The following is a 16,344-nucleotide window of genomic DNA, read 5'->3' on the forward strand; positions in this document are numbered from 1 at the left end:
GTCGTAGAGCCGCGCCAGGCGTGTCGATCAGGTCGAAGTCGTCGCTCTGGACCATCTCCACGTGGTGATCGGTCTGGTAGCGGTCCGCCACCATCTGCGCGAATTCGGACTCGTTGTACTGGCAGTCCTCGGTCCAGCGTTGCCCCGCCACGCCGCCGGGCGGGGCAGTCCTCGATCCAGAGTGAATTCCGAGCGTTGCGCAGGAGAGCGAGAATCCCGCCCCAAAACTGGGTTGTTCCGAGTCCCTTCCCCGCCGGGCGCGGCCACAATCCGCGCATATCCAGAAGCAGGAGACGGCCGCCAGGCCGAACCATGAAGACTGATTACCTCATCGTCGGCGCCGGCTTCGCCGGTTCGGTTTGCGCGCGCGTGCTGGCCGATGCTGGCAAGACCGTCCACCTGATCGACAAGCGGCCGCACATTGGCGGCAATGCCTACGACGAACGCGATGCCCACGGCGTGCTGATCCACCCGTACGGTCCGCACATTTTTCACACGAACGCGAAGAAGGTCTTCGAGTTCCTGTCCCGTTTCACCACCTGGCGCTTCTACGAGCACCGGGTGCTGGCGAAGGTCGGCGAGCAGCTGCTGCCGATCCCGATCAACCGCACGACGATCAACCAGCTCTACGGCCTGTCGCTGACCGAGGACGAGGTGCAGGGCTACCTGGAGACGGTGCGCGAGCCGCGCGACCCGATCCAGACCAGCGAGGACGTGGTGCTGAACAGTGTCGGCCGCGACCTGTGCGACAAGTTCTTCCGGGGCTACACGAAGAAGCAGTGGGGGCTGGACCTCTCGCAGCTCTCGGCCGGCGTGGCGGCGCGCATCCCGACGCGCAGCAACGATGACGACCGCTACTTCGGCGACACCTTCCAGTTCATGCCGGCGGATGGTTACACCGCGATGTTCGAGCGCCTGCTGGATCATCCCGCCATCACGGTCCGCACCGGCGTGGACTTCCAGGATGTTCGCGGCGACTTCCCCGGCGCGCACATCATCTACACCGGCCCGATCGATGCATTTTTCGATCACTGCCACGGCCCGCTGCCCTACCGCAGCCTGCGCTTCGACCATGAGCACCTGCCCACCACCGCGCAGGTGCAGCCGGTGGGCACGGTCAACTATCCCAACGACCACGATTACACCCGGATCACGGAGTTCAAGCATCTGACCGGCGAGACGCATGCCGGCACGTCGATCGTGCGCGAGTACCCGCAGGCCGAGGGCGACCCGTACTACCCGGTGCCGCGGCCCGAGAACGAGGCGCTCTACAAGCGCTACGCCGAGATGGCGGACAAGGCCGAGGGCGTCACCTTCGTTGGCCGCCTGGCGCAGTATCGCTACTACAACATGGACCAGATCGTCGCCGCCTCGCTGAAGACGGCGCAGGACCTGCTGGAACCGCCGCAGGCCTGAAGACGGATGAGCTTGTATTCCGAAGACCGGCCGCGCGACGCGGTCCGGCGTCCCCTCGTGCTGGTGTCCTGGGATGGCGTCAGCCTGCCGCTGGGCCTGATGCACCTGGACGCCACACCCGAGTTCGACTGGGTCCTGTTCGACTACACCGGCCGCCAGGCGCCGGGCCCGCGTGAGTTGCGCGGGCAGGCGGTCACCGTGCTCGCCGCGGCGACCGAGTGCAAGGGGGAGATCTTCAAGCACCTCGCCGACCATCTGGCCGCCACCATCGCCGACGTCGAACCCAATGTCGGGAATGGCCCCTGGCCCGAGTACGTGGGCATCATCGACGATGACATCCTGCTCTCGGTCGCGCAGATCAACACCGCGCTGCACCTGGGCCGGTGCGAGCGGCTGGACGTGTTCTCGCCCTCGCTGAGCCACGACAGCCCCTACTCCCATCATTGGATGCGGCATCAGCCGCACCGCATCTACCGCGAGGTGGATTGGGTCGAGGTGATGATGCCGTTCTACCGCGGCGATCTGTTCATGGCCGCGCGCGCGCATTACCAGGACAACATCTCGTCCTGGGGGCTGGACCGCTTCATGATCCCGACGCTCCAGCAACTGCGCGGCCAGACGCGCACCGCGTTGCTGGACGCGGTGATGGCCAGCCATCGCCGCCCGGTGACCAGCGGGGGGAAGGTGTACCGCAACGGCCGCACCGCCTGGGAGGAACGGCAGATCCTGCGTCAGGCCAGCCTGGACCTGATCGCCCGCGAAGCCCCCCAGTTGGTGGACACCGCCTGGTACCACCGCAGCTTCGTGCGCCGGGAGACCCCCAACAAGTGGGTGCGGTGGAAGCGCCGCATCGCCCGGGTGGTGGCGGACTGGCTCGACGACTGCCGCTGAGCCCCCCTCGCGGCCGCGCCGGCCCGATCGGGGCGGCCCGGGACGACCCGGGACTCCGGCACAATCGCCGCTTCCTCCTTCGATCCCCTTGGCCTGAGCCGGTGCCTCGCACCCGGCGCCGGCCTGCGCCATGACCGATCAAGCCTCCGCCAAAGACACCGAACCGCTCGGCCCCACCGCGAGCCGCCTCTGGCGCTTCATGAAGCCGCACCGCTGGGGCCTGCTGCTGTCGGTCATCGCCTTCGTCCTGGTGGCGTCGACCGAGCCGCTGATCCCCAAGCTGCTGGGTTATGCGCTCGGCGAGGGCTTCAACGCCAAGTCCACGAACGTCGCCGGTTTCTCGATCCCGGGCGGCGCGCCGGCCGCGTCCGCGCCGGCGGTGGCGCCTGCCGCTTCAACCACCGCCGCCGCATCGATCGCATCGTCGGCCGGCGTGGTCGCGCCGTCCGCGTCCGCGGCGTCGTCGCCGTCGCGGCCCTCGCTGGCCGAGGTCAACCGGAACTACAGCTTCCCGATCTGGATGGTGCCCATCGTGCTGATCGGCCTGTTCGCCGTCCGCGGGCTGTTCACCTTCTGCGGCCAGTACATGCTGAACTGGACGATCTCGCGCACGGTGATGGACATCCGCACCGCGCTGCTGCAGGTGCTGCTGCGCGCGGACGCGCGCGTCTACACCAGCCTTCAACCCGCCACCGCGGTCACCAAGGTCGTCAACGATCCGCAGCATGTCGTCACCCTGATCGCCGGCGCGCTGATCACCATCCTGCGCGACGGCCTGCCGGCGCTGGCGCTGATGGGATTCCTGTTCTTCATCAACTGGAAGCTGACGCTGCTCTCGCTCATCACCGTGCCGGGTCTGGCCTTCGTGGTGCGCAAGGTCAACCGGCGCGTGCGGCGTATGGGCAGCTGGGCCTATGACGCGCAGCTGCGGCTGGTCTCGGTGATCGAGGACGTCACCCGCGCCTGGCGCGTGGTGCGCAGCTTCGACGCGGCCGACTACGAGCGCCGCCGCTTTGCCGAGCGCGCCCGCGAGGTGCAGCGCAGCACGCTGAAGACGGCGGCCTCCAACGCCATGGCGCAGCCGCTGTCGCAGCTGATGGCCAGCGTCGGCATCTCGATCATCGTCAGCCTGGCGCTGTACCAGTCGCGGGTGAACGGCACCGGCGTGGGCGAGTTTGCGTCCTTCGTCGCCGCGCTGCTCTTCATGAGCTCGCGGCTGCGCCACCTCAGCGACGTGATGCAGCCCATCACCAACGCGCTGGTCGTGGCACGCGGCTGCATGGGCCTGCTGGACACGCCGCCCGAGCCCGACACCGGCACCCGCGAGCTGCGCGACGTGCGCGGCGACATCGCGCTGCAGCAGGTCACGCTGCGTTATCCCGGCGCCAACCGCGACGCGCTCGCGGCCATGGACCTGCACATCCCGGCCGGCCGCACGACGGCGCTGGTCGGCAGCTCGGGCGCGGGCAAGAGCTCGGTGGTGAACCTGCTGCTGGGCTTCGAGCGTCCGGACAGCGGCCGCATCCTGCTGGACGACGTGCCGATCGACGAGCTGACCAAAGCCAACCTGCGGCGCCAGTTCGCGGTGGTGTCGCAGGACATCGTGCTGTTCGACCTCTCCATCGCGGACAACATCGCCTACGCGCAGGAGCGCGACGACGCCAAGCTCGAGCAGGTGCTGCGCGCGGCGGCGCTGTGGGACTTCGTCCAGTCGCTGCCTGAGGGACTGGACACGACGGTGGGCGCCAACGGCAGCAAGCTGTCGGGCGGCCAGAGACAGCGCCTGGCGATCGCGCGGGCGCTCTACAAGGACGCGCCGGTGTGGATCTTCGACGAGGCGACCTCCGCGCTCGACACCGAGAGCGAGCGCGCCGTGCAGCAGGCGCTGGAGCAGTGGCAGGGTCGCAAGACGCTGATCGTGATCGCGCATCGGCTGTCGACGATCCGCCGCGCCGATTGCATCCAGGTGCTGGCCGACGGCCAGGTGGTCGAGTCCGGCGACCACGACGCGCTGATGGCCCGGGACGGCGTCTACGCCGGCATGGTGAAGGTGCAGCACTGAAGGCTGCGGGGCCTGCCTGTTTCACTGCTTGTCGGCCTTGACACAAAGACGATAAGCGCCGGACAAGACGCCTCGATCCAATGCGGGTCATCCACTTCCGGAGCCCCGCATGCAGCCTCATCGCCACACTCCCGCCCACGACCACTCGCACTCGCACTCGCACGAATACGAGGGCGGCCACGACCATGACCAGGGCCTGGCGCACGACCTCGCCGTGCTGCAGCAGCGCCGCCGCGCCCTGGGCCTGCTCGCCGGCCTCGCCGGGATCGGCGGCCTGTCGCTGATCGGATGCGGCGGGGGCGGCTCCGACGCCGGCACCAGCACCGTGAGCACCGGCAGCACCGGCAGCACCGGATCCACGGGATCGACGGGTTCCACCGGATCCACGGGCAGCACCGGCACCACCGGCAGCTGCTCGGTCATCCCGGAGGAGACCGCCGGCCCCTACCCCGGCGACGGCTCCAACAGCAACGGCAGCGGCGTGACCAACGCGCTGGCGCTCAGCGGCATCGTGCGCAGCGACATCCGCAGCAGCATCGGCACCGCCAGCGGCACGGCCGGCGGCGTGCCGCTGACGCTGACGATCGACCTGGTCAACACCAACAGCAGCTGCGCCGACCTCTCGGGCTACGCGATCTACCTGTGGCACTGCGACCGCGAGGGCCGCTACTCGCTGTACAGCGCGAGCATCGTCAACGAGAACTACCTGCGCGGCGTGCAAAGCACCGGCAGCGACGGCACGGTCACCTTCACGACCATCTTCCCTGGCTGCTACGACGGCCGCATGCCCCACATGCATTTCGAGGTCTATCCGAGCGCCAGCGCGGCCACCTCCTACGCCAACAAGATCAAGACCTCGCAGATCGCGTTCCCCACCGACGTCTGCACGACGGTCTACAGCACCGCGTCCGGCTACAGCAGCAGCCTGACCAACTTCAACCGGATCAGCTTCTCGACGGACAACGTCTTCAGCGACGGCTACACCACGCAGCTGGCCACGCTGAGCGGCGACGTCACCAACGGCTACACCGCGACGCTGACGGTGGGCATCTCGGTCTGAGGGCGCGGCCCATGCAGCTCCCCGCAGACGACGGGACGCGCGGTGTATCGTCCATGGCTCAGGCCGGCATGCCGCCGGCCGCGGTCGTGGAGGCGCGCATGACGCGGTGTCTGGTGGTCGACGACGACGCGGAGATCCGCCGCTCGCTCGACGCGTACTTGCAGAAGTTCAGCGTGACGGTGAGCGCCGCGGCCGACGGCCGCGAGATGCGCCGGCTGATGGCCATGCAGGTCTTCGACGTCGTCGTGCTGGACCTGATGCTGCCGGACGAGAACGGCCTGACGCTGTGCCAGTGGATCCAGCAGCACCACCCGTCGGTGCCGGTGATCATGCTGACGGCGCATGGCGACCCCATCAGCCGCGTGCTCGGGCTGGAGATGGGCGCGGACGACTATCTCGCCAAGCCCTTCGAGCCCCGCGAGCTGGTGGCCCGCATCCATGCGATCCGGCGTCGCGCGCGCCGCGGCGACCACGAGGCGCAGACGCGCCGCGAGTTCCGCTTCGAGGGCTGGGCCTTCGACCGGCTGCTGCGCCAGCTGGTGTCGCCGCAGCAGGTCGTGGTGCCGCTGTCCAGCGCGGAGTTCCGCATGCTGAGCGCGCTGGTCGAGCGTCCCGGCCGCGTGCTCAGCCGCGAGCAGTTGATCGAGCTGACGCGCGCGCCCGGCGTGGAGGTCAATGACCGCAGCGTGGACCTGACAATCTCCCGGCTGCGCCAGAAGCTGGGCGACTCGCCCAAGGAACCGCGCCTGATCCGCACCATGCGGGGCGAGGGTTATCTCTTCGACGCCCAGGTGCAGGCTTGAACGGGCCGACGCGCGGGCAGCGATGGTTCGCCGCATGGCGAGAGCAGCTGGCGCGCGCTTTCGGCGACACCCTGGCGCGGCGGATCTTCCTGCTGCTGTGGGTCACGCTGGTGGCGGCGCAGGCGCTGGCCATCGGCGTGGTGACTTGGTCGCGCGGCGAGTTCGCCGCCGCGCGCGTGCCCGGGGCGCCGTCGCTGCCACCGCTGCCCGGTCTGATGCGCGAGCCGCCGCACCCGTCCGGACCGCAGGGTCCGCAGGGTCCGCAGGGTCCGCAGGGACTACAGGATCCGCGATCCGAGCCACCGCCGGAGGACCCGGGACACGACGTGCCGCTGCCCGGCGACCTCCCAATGCCGTCACGCGACGAATTCCATGGCTTCCCGCCGCCGCCATCGGCGCAGCCCCAGGCGCAGGCGCCGCCGTGGCGCGGTCCGTTCCGCGCGCTGACCGGCTGGGAGCTGACGCTGGATTACGGCATCCGCCTGCTGGTCACGGGCCTGGCGGCCTGGATCGCGTCGCGCTGGCTGGCGCGGCCGATGCGGGACCTGGTCCGAGCCTCGCAGGCGCTGGGCCAGTCACTGCACAAGCAGGAGCCGCTGCCGCTGCTCGATGAGCGACGCGGCACGCGCGAGGTCCGCGAAAGCGCGCAGGTCTTCAACGCGATGGCGCGGCAGCTGCGGCGCCAGTTCAACGAGCGCGGCCTGATGGTGGCGGCGATCTCGCACGACCTGCGCACGCCGCTGACGCGGCTGCGGATGCGGCTGGAGACGCTGGACATCGAGGAGCTGCAGCGTCAGCGCTCGGTCGAGGACATCCGCGAGATGAATGCGCTGGTGGACGCGGTGATGGAGCTGTTCCGCGGCGATGGGCCGGGCGCGGCCGAGCCGCTGCAAGACGTGGACCTGGGCGCACTGGCGCAGGCGCTGACGGACGACCTGGTCGAACAGGCGATGCCGGTGAGTTTCGAGGGCGGTGACGCGCAGGTGCTGGCCAAGGGCCAGCCGATGGCGCTGCGGCGGGTGCTGGGCAACCTGATCGGCAACGCGGTGCGCTACGGCGGCCGCGCCGAGGTTCAGGTGGGTCGCGACGCGCAAGGGCCGTGGCTGCGCGTGACGGATGCGGGGCCGGGCATCCCGCCCGACCAGCTGGAAGCGGTGTTCGAGCCCTTCTACCGGCTGGAGGAGTCTCGCAACCGCCACACGGGCGGCGCGGGGCTGGGGCTCTACATCGCGCGTGAATTGACGCTGCGGCAGCGCGGCTCGCTGGTGCTGAGCAACCGGCCCGAGGGTGGGTTGACAGCGGAATTGCGGTTGACCGCCTGACGCGAACGAGGGACAGCCGCAGTCCCTGGCTCATCCCCAAGGTTGCGGACGGCTCGGAATCAACCCGGATGCCGGCGGGCAAGCGGCGCGGGACATTGGCGGTACGAGCCAATGGGAGGCCGCCATGACCGCAGCAGCACCGCCCCCGCCCGAAGCACCGCCCCCGGTGCCAGACGGGTCCGAACGCCAGACGCTGGCACAGCCATGGCCGCGGCGCGACGACGAGGTCCTGATCGCCGAGGCCATGGCGCTGCTGCCCCCGCTGCGACCGCGTCTGCAGGCCCTGATCCGCCGGATCGAGGTCCCGCCCCCCTGGGACGACGAAGCGCAGCGGCAACGATGGAAGCAGGACCATCCCCGAGTCCCTGTCAGCTCGGACTGGGCGACTTACGAGCGGTGGCGCGAGGCGCTGATCGATGCCCGCCTGAAGTGGCTCCGCGCCTGGATCCATCGCCTGGGCGAGGATGAGGCTCCGGCGGCGCTCTGCCTGTCGGGCGGCGGCATCCGCAGCGCGACCTTCAGCCTGGGCGTGATCCAGGGGCTCGCCGCCAAAGGCGTCATGCGGGACTTCCACTACCTGTCCTCCGTTTCCGGCGGCGGGTACATCACCAGCCTGCTGTCGGCCTGGATCCGCAACGAGGCCCTGCTGCGCCAGGCCGACGCCGCCGGCATGAGCCTGGCCGACTACATGAATGCCGGCATGGGCTCCCGGGCGCCGATCCAGACCGAGGGGCCGGCGCTCAGCGATGCGCGGGCGGCGGTGCTCGACACCCACAGCCACGGCGATCACGCCTCCTCGGCGCAGGCGCTGCGCGACGCGGTGCCGGAGTTGCTGTCCGAGGACGCCCGGCCGGGCCGGGTAGATGCCCTGGGCTGGCCCGCGGGCGCCGAGGTGATCGCGCTGGGTGGCTATCGCCTGTCGCGCCTGGCGACCCCCGGCCACACCGAGGACTCGACCGCCTATCTCCTGCATGCCGGCGGCGACCTGGTCGCGACCTTCGTCGGCGACACGGTGATGCCGGGCGCGCTCGGCCGCAGCGATTTCGCGCAGAGCGCGCGGCCGCCTTCGGGCCGTCGCTGAAGACGCTGGAGCGCAATGTCGGCCTGGACGGCCTGCTGCTGCCCGGACACGACTACGACGACCGCTTCGCCACGACGCTGGCGGTCGAATGCGAGGCGCAGCCGCTGCTCGATGGCGTGCTCAAGGGCCGGCTCAGCGCCGAGGCCTTCGCGATCGGGAAGGGGGTGCTGGAGCACGACCTCGCGCCGACCCAGTACCAGACCATGGCCTGCGGCGCGCGCGTGGCCTGCGCGCGGTCGACGGAACGCGTCGAGCTGGACGTGGCCGGCCTGCAGGCGCTGCTGGGCGAGGGCGCTCATCCGAAGCCGGTGCTGGTCGACGTGCGCGAGGCCTACGAGGCGCGGCTGAGCCCGAACGAGGCGCTCGCGCCCGAGGCGGTGCCACTGTCCGCGCTGATCAACGCCCTGCGGCGCTGGCGCGCCTTGCCGGCCGACACGCCGGTGGTCTTCTTCTGCCGCAGCGGCAATCGCAGCGCGCAGGCGGCGCGGGCGCTGCGCCGCCTCGGCCGTGCGCAGTCCTGGAGCCTGGCCGGCGGCCTCGCCCTGTGGCCGGAAGCCGGCGCCCCCCTCGCGACCGGCGCGCGCGGCAATCCCAATGCCGGCACCACCAGCGGCGTCCCCATCGCCTTCGACGCGATCGCGATCTGAGCGGCCTCGCGCGCTCGCGCTCCTGGGGCCATCCCTGGATTGACCGTCGGACGGAGTGCCTCTATGCTCGGTGCTTGAAAGCGCTTTCATAAGCGCGCAGCACAAAGGCATTCCCATGACGGAGACAACGACGGGGCGCGCCAGCGCCTCGCTGCGATGGACGCTGTCCGCCAAAGGCGCGGACCTGGCGAGTTCGACGCGCCTGGCCGCGCAGCCCGACCTGGCGCTGCAGCCGGTCGCGCAGCTGATGGCCGATGCCGCGATCGCCGGCATGCCCAAGCTGGTGGTGAACAGCGCCAGGCGCTTCCAGCGCATCGAGGGCTTCGGCGCGCCTTCACCGAAGCCGCCGCGACCACCTGGCAGCAGCTGCCGCCCGCCGAGGCCAACGCGCTGCTGCAGGCCTACTTCGACGTCGGCGCCGGCCACGGCTACACCTTCAACCGGGTGCACATGAACAGCTGCGACTTCTCGCTGGGCAACTACGCCCATGCGGAGGTCCCCGGCGATGAGGCGCTGGCCCACTTCAGCATCGATCGCGACCGTCGCGCGCTGCTGCCGATGATCAAGGCCGCGATGAAGGTCGCCGCCCGGCCGATGAAGCTGCTGGTCTCGCCCTGGAGTCCGCCGGCGTGGATGAAGACCAATGGCGAGATGAACAACGGCGGCAAGCTGCTGCCGCGATACGCCAGCGCCTGGGCGCAGTGCTACGTGAAGTTCATCCAGGCCTACGAGGCCGAGGGCGTGCCGATCTGGGGCGTCTCGGTGCAGAACGAACCCGACGCGGTGCAGCGCTGGGACTCCTGCGTCTACAGCGCCGAGGAGGAACGCGACTTCGTCCGCGACCACCTCGGCCCGGCGCTGCACGCGGCCGGCCTGGCGCGCATCCGCATCGTGATCTGGGACCACAACCGCGACCAGATGGTGCAGCGCGCCGACGTCGTCTACTCGGACCCCGAGGCGGCGAAGTACGTCTGGGGCTGCGGTTTCCACTGGTATGTCGAGGACCACTTCGACCACGTCGGCCTGCTGCATGACGCCTATCCGGACAAGCAGCTGCTGTTCACCGAGGGCTGCCAGGAAGGCGGCCCGCATATCGGCTCCTGGGCGACCGGCGAGCGCTACGGGCGCAGCATCATCAACGACCTCAATCGCTGGACCGTGGGCTGGATCGACTGGAACCTGCTGCTGGACGAGACCGGCGGGCCCAACCACGTCGGCAACCTGTGCAGCGCGCCGATGCTGGCGGACCGGGAGCAGAACCGGCTGATGCCGCAGAGCGCCTACGACTACCTCGGCCACTTCAGCCGCTTCATCCGGCCCGGCGCGCATCGGGTGCTGTGCTCGGCCAGCAGCCAGGACCTGGAATGCACCGCCGCACTCAACGAGGACGGCAGCATCGCCGTCGTCGTGATGAACCGCAGCGAGCGCGCGCACCGATTCACGCTGCGCATCGACGGCCAGGCCGGCGTCGCGGCGCTGCCGGCGCGCTCCATCGCGACCTACCTGCTGCCGCGCTGAGGCGGGGACGACCGCATGACCGTCGCCGATGTCACCGCCTCCGCCCGCGTCGAGGCGCTCTACCTGTACCCGGTGAAGTCCTGCGCCGCGCGCGCGTGCCCGAACTTCGCTTCGATGCCGACGGCCGCATCGAGGGCGATCGCGAATGGATCGTGGTCGACGCGCGTGGCGAGCTGGCCTGGCTGGGCTCGCATCCGAAGCTGGCGCTGCTCCAGCCGAGCCTGCTGCCGGATGCGCTGCTGTTGCGCGGCGGCGGGCAGCAGCCGCTGCGGCTGTCGCGCGAGCCCGAGGGCGAGGCGACGCAGGCGCTGATCTGGCATCCCGGCGAGCGTCGCATGCTGGGCCACGCCGGACGCGACGCCGGCGCGCTGGCGGCCCAGTTCCTGCGCGAACTGACCGGCGAGGAGCTACGGCTGGTGAAGCTCGAGCGCGAGGCGATGCTCGCCACCGCGCCGCATCCGCTGCATGCGGTGTCGACGGCCTCGGTGGGGGAGCTCAACGCGCATCTGGCGACGTTGGGACTGGGACCGGTGGACGTGCGCCGGCTGCGGCCCAACCTGGTGCTGGGCGACGGGCCGGACGCGGGGATGCCCTTCATCGAGGAGCACCTCACGCAGATGGTCTGGCGCGACGGGCAGGGCGCCTGGCGGCGCCTCGTGCATCGCATGCCGTGCGAGCGCTGCGTCGTGCCCAACGTCGATCCCGACACCGGCCAGGCGCAGGCCGGCATCGACACGGCGATCGCGGCGCTGAGCGCGCAGCGCTGGCCGGGACAGGCCTCGCGCTTCGGGGTCTACCTGCAGCCGCCATCGGGCGGCTCGCTGGCCGAAGGCGCCAGCCTGACGATGGAGCTCGACTTTTGAGCGCCGGCCGGGGACTCTCCCGCCGCGGGCTGCTGGCGGCGATGACGGCGCCCGCCTGGACCGGCATGCTCGTCGTGCCGGCGCGGGCGCAGCCGCGCGAGGTGCTGACCGTCGCCGCCTTTCCGCTGATGGACGAGATCGCCAAGGCGGCGATCCCGGCCTGGCAGGCGCTGCATCCGGACGTCGAGCTGCGCATCCTGATGCGCCAGTACAGCGACCACCACACGGCGATGACGACCGCGCTGTCGACCGCCGTCGGGCTGCCCGACGTGATGGCGCTGGAGGCCAGCTTCGTCGGCCGCTTCGCGCAGGGCGGCGGGCTGGAGGACCTGCGGCAGCCGCCTTTCGGCATCGAGTCGGTGCGCGCGCGGCTGGTGCCGTATGCCTACGACCAGGCGATCGCGCGCAGCGGCGCGGTGGTGGCGATGCCGGCGGACATCGGCCCGGGGACCCTGCTCTATCGCAAGGACATCCTGGACCGCGCGGGACTGGCGCCGGAGGACCTGACGCGCAGCTGGGACGGCTACGTCGCCGCCGGCGAGCGCATCAAGGCGCGCACCGGCGCCTACCTGGTCGCCAACGTGCAGGAGATCAAGGACATCCTGGTGGCCGACGGCCTGCGGCCGGGCGAGGGCGTCTACTTCGACACCGAGTCGCGGGTGCTGGTGAACACGCCGCGCTTCGAGCGCGCCTTCGAGGTATCCCTGCGCGCCCGCCAGAAGGGACTGGATGCGAAGGTGCAGGCCTGGTCCAACGACTGGGGCGCGGGCTTCAAGCAGGGGCGGCTGGCGACGGAGCTCTCGGGCGCGTGGCTGGTGGGGCAGCTCAACGCCTTCGTCGCGCCGGAGACCAAGGGCCTGTGGCGCGCGGCCTCCTTGCCGGGCGGCTCGCAGGTGCCCTACGGCGGCACCTTCTACGCGATCGCGCGCCGGTCGGCGCCGGCGCGCAAGCGCCTGGCCTGGCAGTTCATCCAGCTGATGACGCTGGACCCGGCGCGGCAGCTGCAGGCCTTCAAGGACTATGACGCCTTCCCCGCGCTGCGCGACGTGCACGACGATCCCTTCTTCAGCGAGCCGGTGGACTTCCTCGGCGGGCAGCGGGCGCGCCTGCTGTGGCGCGACGATGCCCTGCGCATCACCGCCTTGCCGGTCCACAAGCAGAACAAGTTCGCCGAGGAAGTGGTGCAGACCGAGCTGGACAAGGTGCTGCGCGGGCACAAGACGATCAAGGCGGCGCTCGCGGATGCCGAGCAGCTGCTGCTGCGGCGCGCGAAGCGCTGAAGGAAAGGGAGCTCTTTCATGAAGCAACGAATGACACGGCGCTGGGCCGCCGTACCGCTGTTGGCGGCCCTGACGATCGACGGTGGCGCGGCGCTGGCGCAGACCGCGACCGGCAAGGGCGGCGCGGCCTCCGGGCCGATCGCCCTGCCGGCCGGCTACACGCTGGTGTGGTCGGACGAGTTCGACCGGGACGGGCTGCCCGACCCGTCGAAGTGGGCCCACGACACCGGCATGAACCAGCAGGGCTGGCACAACCGCGAGCAGCAGTACTACGCCGGTCCGCGCCTGGAGAACGCAGCGGTGCGCGACGGCCGGCTGGTCATCACCGCGCGCAAGGAGGCGCTGTCGTCGCGGCCCGACTGGGGCGGCCAGCAATACAGCTCGACGCGGCTGATCACGAAAGGCAAGGCCGAGTGGACCTACGGCTTCTTCGAGATCCGCGCCCGGCTGCCCTGCGGCCGCGGCACCTGGCCGGCGATCTGGACCCTGGGCAGCCAGGGCGACTGGCCGGCCGCCGGGGAGCTCGACATCCTCGAGCACATGGGCCAGAAGCCGGACTGGGTCTTCAGCACGGTTCATACGAGCTCCGGGCACGGCGGGCATGGCGTCGGCGACGGCCGCAAGCTGGCGACCGCCTGCGGCCAGTTCCACGACTACCAGATGCTGTGGACGCCCCGGGAGATCCGCTTCGGCATCGACGGCCAGGTGCATGCCGCCTATCCCAACCTCGGTCAGGGCACGGCGCAATGGCCGTTCGACAAGCCGCAGTTCCTGATCCTCAACCTCGCCATCGGTGGCGACCTGGGCGGGGAGATCGACGACGCGATCTTCCCGGTCAGCTACGAGGTGGCCCACGTGCGGGTCTATCAGCAGGCGCGCTGAACGCGGGGCGCCGGCGGCGCTCGCCGGACCCGGCGCGGATCGATGGTCTACTTCCGGCTTGGCCGGAGACCGCAAGACGGTCTTCATGACCTGGTCCGTCGACACGTCCGTCGACGCGCCCATCGACCCGCTTCGAGAGCCCCACTTGTCCCGCAGTACCCAAGGCGCCACGCTGCTCGGCCTGATCGCCATCCTGTTCTGGAGCACCTCCGTCGGCGTCACGCGCAGCACGATCGAGTTCCTCGGCCGGACCGGCGCGCCGGCGGTGATGTTCAGCCTGTCCGCCCTGCTGCTGCTGCCCACGCGCAGCGCGCTGAGCGAGTTGCCGCGGCGCTACCTGCGGCTGGGCGCCGCGCTGTTCGTCGGTTATGAGCTGTGCTTCGTGCTCGCGCTCGGTTTCGCGCGGACGCGGCACGAGGCCATCGAGGTCGGCATGGTGAATTACCTGTGGCCCAGCCTCACCGTGCTGTGTTCCGCGATCGCCGGCGGGCAGCGGCTGAATGCGCTGATGCTGGGCGGGCTGGCGCTGGCTTTCACCGGGGTCGTCACCGCGTCCTCGCCGCCCGAGGGGCTGTCGCTGGCGCGCTTCTTCCACAACGCCGCGTCGAATCCGCTGGCCTATGGCCTGGCCTTCGTCGGCGCGATCGTGTGGGCGCTCTACAGCACCTGCACCCGCTACATGGCCGAGGGCCGGAACGCGCTGTGGTTCTTCATGGCGCTGAGCGCCGCCGGATTCTGGGTGGTGCACGCGCTCAACCCGGAGCGAGTGCCGATGCAGGCGTCGATGCACGTCGTCATCCAGGTCGCGCTGGCGAGCACCGCGGTGACGCTGGCCTATACCTTCTGGAACCTCGGCGTGCTGCGCGGCAACATCCACCTGCTGGGGCTGGCGGCCAACGGCACGCCGGTGATGTCGGCGCTGTTCGCGTCGCTGCTGCTGAGCGCGCCCTTGCCGCCGATCTTCTGGGGCGGCGCGGCGCTGGTGGCGCTCGGCTCGCTGGTGGCGGGGATCGGGGCGCGACGCGCGCCCGGCGCGCCGATTGAACGATTGAAGCAACGGCGATGATCCGCCCGATCAAGACATCGCGATCACGCATGGCCGGGGAGGGCCTTGGATGAACGAGAACGAAGAGGCGCCGACCGCCGCCGAGCCGGACTGCGTCGACCTGGCCGCCTGGTGCCTGGCGGCGTGCCGCGTGGCGACCTTCCGCGCACCGCCGTGGGAACGGCTCGTCACCAGCCCGACCTGGATCGCCGCGCTGCTGCTGGGGCATCTGCTGCTGGCCTTCGGTGTCCAGCGCCTGGCCATCGACGGGCCCGCGCGGCTGTATTGGCCGGCGGTGCTGAACGGCTGGGCGGCCACGGTCCTGTGGATCTGGATCAGCTGGATCGCCGTCCGCGCCGCGCGTCAGCGGCCGGGGGCCGCCGCGGCGCCCGACACGTCGGTGGTGCTGACCCTGGTGATGGCCAACAGCGCGCTGATCTCCGTCGCGGTCAGCCTGCTCCTCGTGCCGCTGCTGCGACTGATCGGCCCGCTGGAAAGCTGGCCGCTCGGCGCCCGTTGGGGCGTCTGGCTGCTGCCGATGATGTGGCTGCTGGCGACCGCCACGGGCCTGCTCTGGCGCGTCATCCCTTCCGCCGCGCCCCGCGCGTTCGCGGGCCTGGTGGCGCTCGCGGCCGTCGCCATCGCCGGCTGGTTGCAGCCGGCGATGTTCTGGTGGCCCGATCCGTCGGCAAAGACCACCGGCACGGCCGCGACCGACGAAGACGCCGCCACCGACCCGGGCCTGAAGCTCACCGAGGCCGTGCTGGCCGCGCAGCCGCGCCTGATCGCCGAGGCCCTGGACGCCTTGCCGCGCTCCGAGCCGGATCGGATCAAGGTCTACGCGGTCACCTACGCGCCCTACGCGATCGAGGACGTCTTCAAGCGCGAGAGCGCGGTCGTCGCCCAGGCGATGGCGGCGCGCTTCGGCGCGGGCGACAGGACGTCCAGCTGGTGATGAACCCGTCGACGACCGAGTCGCTGCCCTGGGCGACGCAGGCCAACCTGCGCCGGACGCTGGACCGCATGGGGCAGGTGATGGATCGCGACAAGGACGTGCTCCTCCTCCATCTCACCTCGCACGGCGGCCGCGACGGGCAACTCGCCGCCGAGGCCTGGCCGCTCGAATCCGAGCCGGTGACGCCGGCGCTGCTGAAGCAGTGGCTGGACGAGGCCGGCATCCGCTGGCGCGTGATCTCGATCTCGGCCTGCTACTCGGGCAGCTGGATCGAGCCGCTCGCGGGCGACGACACCCTGGTGATGACGGCGGCCGACGCGACCCACACCTCGTATGGCTGCGGGTCGCGCTCGCCGCTGACCTTCTTCGGGCAGGCGCTCTACGTCGACGCGCTGAAGGACACCTGGTCCTTCGCGCAGGCCCATGCGCGGGCGCGCCAACTCATCGAGGTCCGCGAGCGCGAGGCCGGCAAGACCGACGGTTATTCGAATCCGCAGATCCGCGAAGGCGCGGCGATCG

At 70.7% G+C, this 16,344-nt stretch carries 16 protein-coding genes; all 16 read left to right on the forward strand.

The window, feature by feature from the left end:
• Nucleotides 1-312: 312 nt before the first annotated feature.
• Complete coding sequence (gene glf, locus FUT87_RS14400; protein WP_091733205.1) at nucleotides 313-1,416, forward strand: UDP-galactopyranose mutase; 1,104 nt, start codon at nucleotides 313-315, stop codon at nucleotides 1,414-1,416.
• A 6-nt stretch (nucleotides 1,417-1,422) separates the two neighbouring features.
• Nucleotides 1,423-2,307 (forward strand): hypothetical protein, encoded by an 885-nt coding sequence (locus FUT87_RS14405; RefSeq protein ID WP_147241452.1) that lies wholly within the window; start codon nucleotides 1,423-1,425, stop codon nucleotides 2,305-2,307.
• Between the two features lie 130 nt (nucleotides 2,308-2,437).
• On the forward strand, nucleotides 2,438-4,369 hold the full coding sequence (gene msbA, locus FUT87_RS14410) for a lipid A export permease/ATP-binding protein MsbA (protein WP_091733199.1): 1,932 nt from the start codon (nucleotides 2,438-2,440) through the stop codon (nucleotides 4,367-4,369).
• Between the two features lie 109 nt (nucleotides 4,370-4,478).
• A complete protein-coding gene (locus FUT87_RS14420) occupies nucleotides 4,479-5,429 on the forward strand; it encodes an intradiol ring-cleavage dioxygenase (protein WP_254783569.1) in 951 nt (316 codons plus the stop codon).
• Between the two features lie 11 nt (nucleotides 5,430-5,440).
• Nucleotides 5,441-6,232 (forward strand): response regulator, encoded by a 792-nt coding sequence (locus FUT87_RS14425; protein ID WP_255489527.1) that lies wholly within the window; start codon nucleotides 5,441-5,443, stop codon nucleotides 6,230-6,232.
• Complete coding sequence (locus tag FUT87_RS14430) at nucleotides 6,229-7,554, forward strand: ATP-binding protein (protein WP_147241453.1); 1,326 nt, start codon at nucleotides 6,229-6,231, stop codon at nucleotides 7,552-7,554. Before FUT87_RS14425 ends, FUT87_RS14430 begins: the two co-directional genes overlap by 4 nt.
• 166 nt (nucleotides 7,555-7,720) lie before the next feature.
• Entirely contained in the window at nucleotides 7,721-8,635 is a 915-nt protein-coding gene (locus FUT87_RS30735) for a patatin-like phospholipase family protein (RefSeq protein WP_255511840.1), read from the forward strand.
• 116 nt (nucleotides 8,636-8,751) lie between these two features.
• On the forward strand, nucleotides 8,752-9,282 hold the full coding sequence (locus FUT87_RS14440; protein ID WP_255511841.1) for a rhodanese-like domain-containing protein: 531 nt from the start codon (nucleotides 8,752-8,754) through the stop codon (nucleotides 9,280-9,282).
• A 115-nt stretch (nucleotides 9,283-9,397) separates the two neighbouring features.
• Nucleotides 9,398-9,736 carry a hypothetical protein gene (locus tag FUT87_RS30740; RefSeq protein ID WP_255511844.1) on the forward strand — a complete coding sequence of 113 codons (339 nt, stop codon included), beginning with the start codon at nucleotides 9,398-9,400 and terminating at the stop codon, nucleotides 9,734-9,736.
• Nucleotides 9,649-10,800, forward strand: a complete 1,152-nt coding sequence (locus tag FUT87_RS14445) for a glycoside hydrolase family 30 beta sandwich domain-containing protein (RefSeq protein WP_255511843.1) — start codon at nucleotides 9,649-9,651, stop codon at nucleotides 10,798-10,800. Before FUT87_RS30740 ends, FUT87_RS14445 begins: the two co-directional genes overlap by 88 nt.
• A gap of 95 nt (nucleotides 10,801-10,895) precedes the next feature.
• Nucleotides 10,896-11,663, forward strand: coding sequence for an MOSC domain-containing protein (locus tag FUT87_RS14450; protein WP_186830541.1), 768 nt, complete (start codon nucleotides 10,896-10,898; stop codon nucleotides 11,661-11,663).
• 41 nt (nucleotides 11,664-11,704) lie between these two features.
• Nucleotides 11,705-12,943: an extracellular solute-binding protein gene (locus FUT87_RS14455; RefSeq protein ID WP_147241459.1), complete on the forward strand. Its 1,239-nt coding sequence runs from the start codon at nucleotides 11,705-11,707 to the stop codon at nucleotides 12,941-12,943.
• Nucleotides 12,944-12,961: 18 nt separating this feature from the next.
• Nucleotides 12,962-13,825, forward strand: a complete 864-nt coding sequence (locus FUT87_RS14460) for a family 16 glycosylhydrolase (RefSeq protein WP_255511842.1) — start codon at nucleotides 12,962-12,964, stop codon at nucleotides 13,823-13,825.
• Between the two features lie 145 nt (nucleotides 13,826-13,970).
• Nucleotides 13,971-14,891 (forward strand): aromatic amino acid DMT transporter YddG, encoded by a 921-nt coding sequence (gene yddG, locus FUT87_RS14465; RefSeq protein ID WP_186830542.1) that lies wholly within the window; start codon nucleotides 13,971-13,973, stop codon nucleotides 14,889-14,891.
• 49 nt (nucleotides 14,892-14,940) lie between these two features.
• On the forward strand, nucleotides 14,941-15,825 hold the full coding sequence (locus tag FUT87_RS14470; RefSeq protein WP_147241456.1) for a hypothetical protein: 885 nt from the start codon (nucleotides 14,941-14,943) through the stop codon (nucleotides 15,823-15,825).
• Nucleotides 15,825-16,344: C13 family peptidase (locus FUT87_RS14475; RefSeq protein ID WP_222617155.1), on the forward strand; the 520-nt coding region annotated here is incomplete at its 3' end. The genes FUT87_RS14470 and FUT87_RS14475, both read left to right, overlap by 1 nt.

Source organism: Mitsuaria sp. TWR114 (assembly GCF_007997345.1).

Excerpts from the sequence above, each read along its gene's own strand:
- glf (WP_091733205.1), top strand. The coding sequence starts at position 313 with ATGAAGACTGATTACCTCATCGTCGGCGCCGGCTTCGCCGGTTCGGTT.
- FUT87_RS14405 (WP_147241452.1), top strand. The coding sequence starts at position 1,423 with ATGAGCTTGTATTCCGAAGACCGGCCGCGCGACGCGGTCCGGCGTCCC.
- msbA (WP_091733199.1), top strand. The coding sequence starts at position 2,438 with ATGACCGATCAAGCCTCCGCCAAAGACACCGAACCGCTCGGCCCCACC.
- FUT87_RS14420 (WP_254783569.1), top strand. The coding sequence starts at position 4,479 with ATGCAGCCTCATCGCCACACTCCCGCCCACGACCACTCGCACTCGCAC.
- FUT87_RS14425 (WP_255489527.1), top strand. The coding sequence starts at position 5,441 with ATGCAGCTCCCCGCAGACGACGGGACGCGCGGTGTATCGTCCATGGCT.
- FUT87_RS30740 (WP_255511844.1), top strand. The coding sequence starts at position 9,398 with ATGACGGAGACAACGACGGGGCGCGCCAGCGCCTCGCTGCGATGGACG.
- FUT87_RS14455 (WP_147241459.1), top strand. The coding sequence starts at position 11,705 with ATGACGGCGCCCGCCTGGACCGGCATGCTCGTCGTGCCGGCGCGGGCG.
- FUT87_RS14460 (WP_255511842.1), top strand. The coding sequence starts at position 12,962 with ATGAAGCAACGAATGACACGGCGCTGGGCCGCCGTACCGCTGTTGGCG.
- FUT87_RS14470 (WP_147241456.1), top strand. The coding sequence starts at position 14,941 with ATGAACGAGAACGAAGAGGCGCCGACCGCCGCCGAGCCGGACTGCGTC.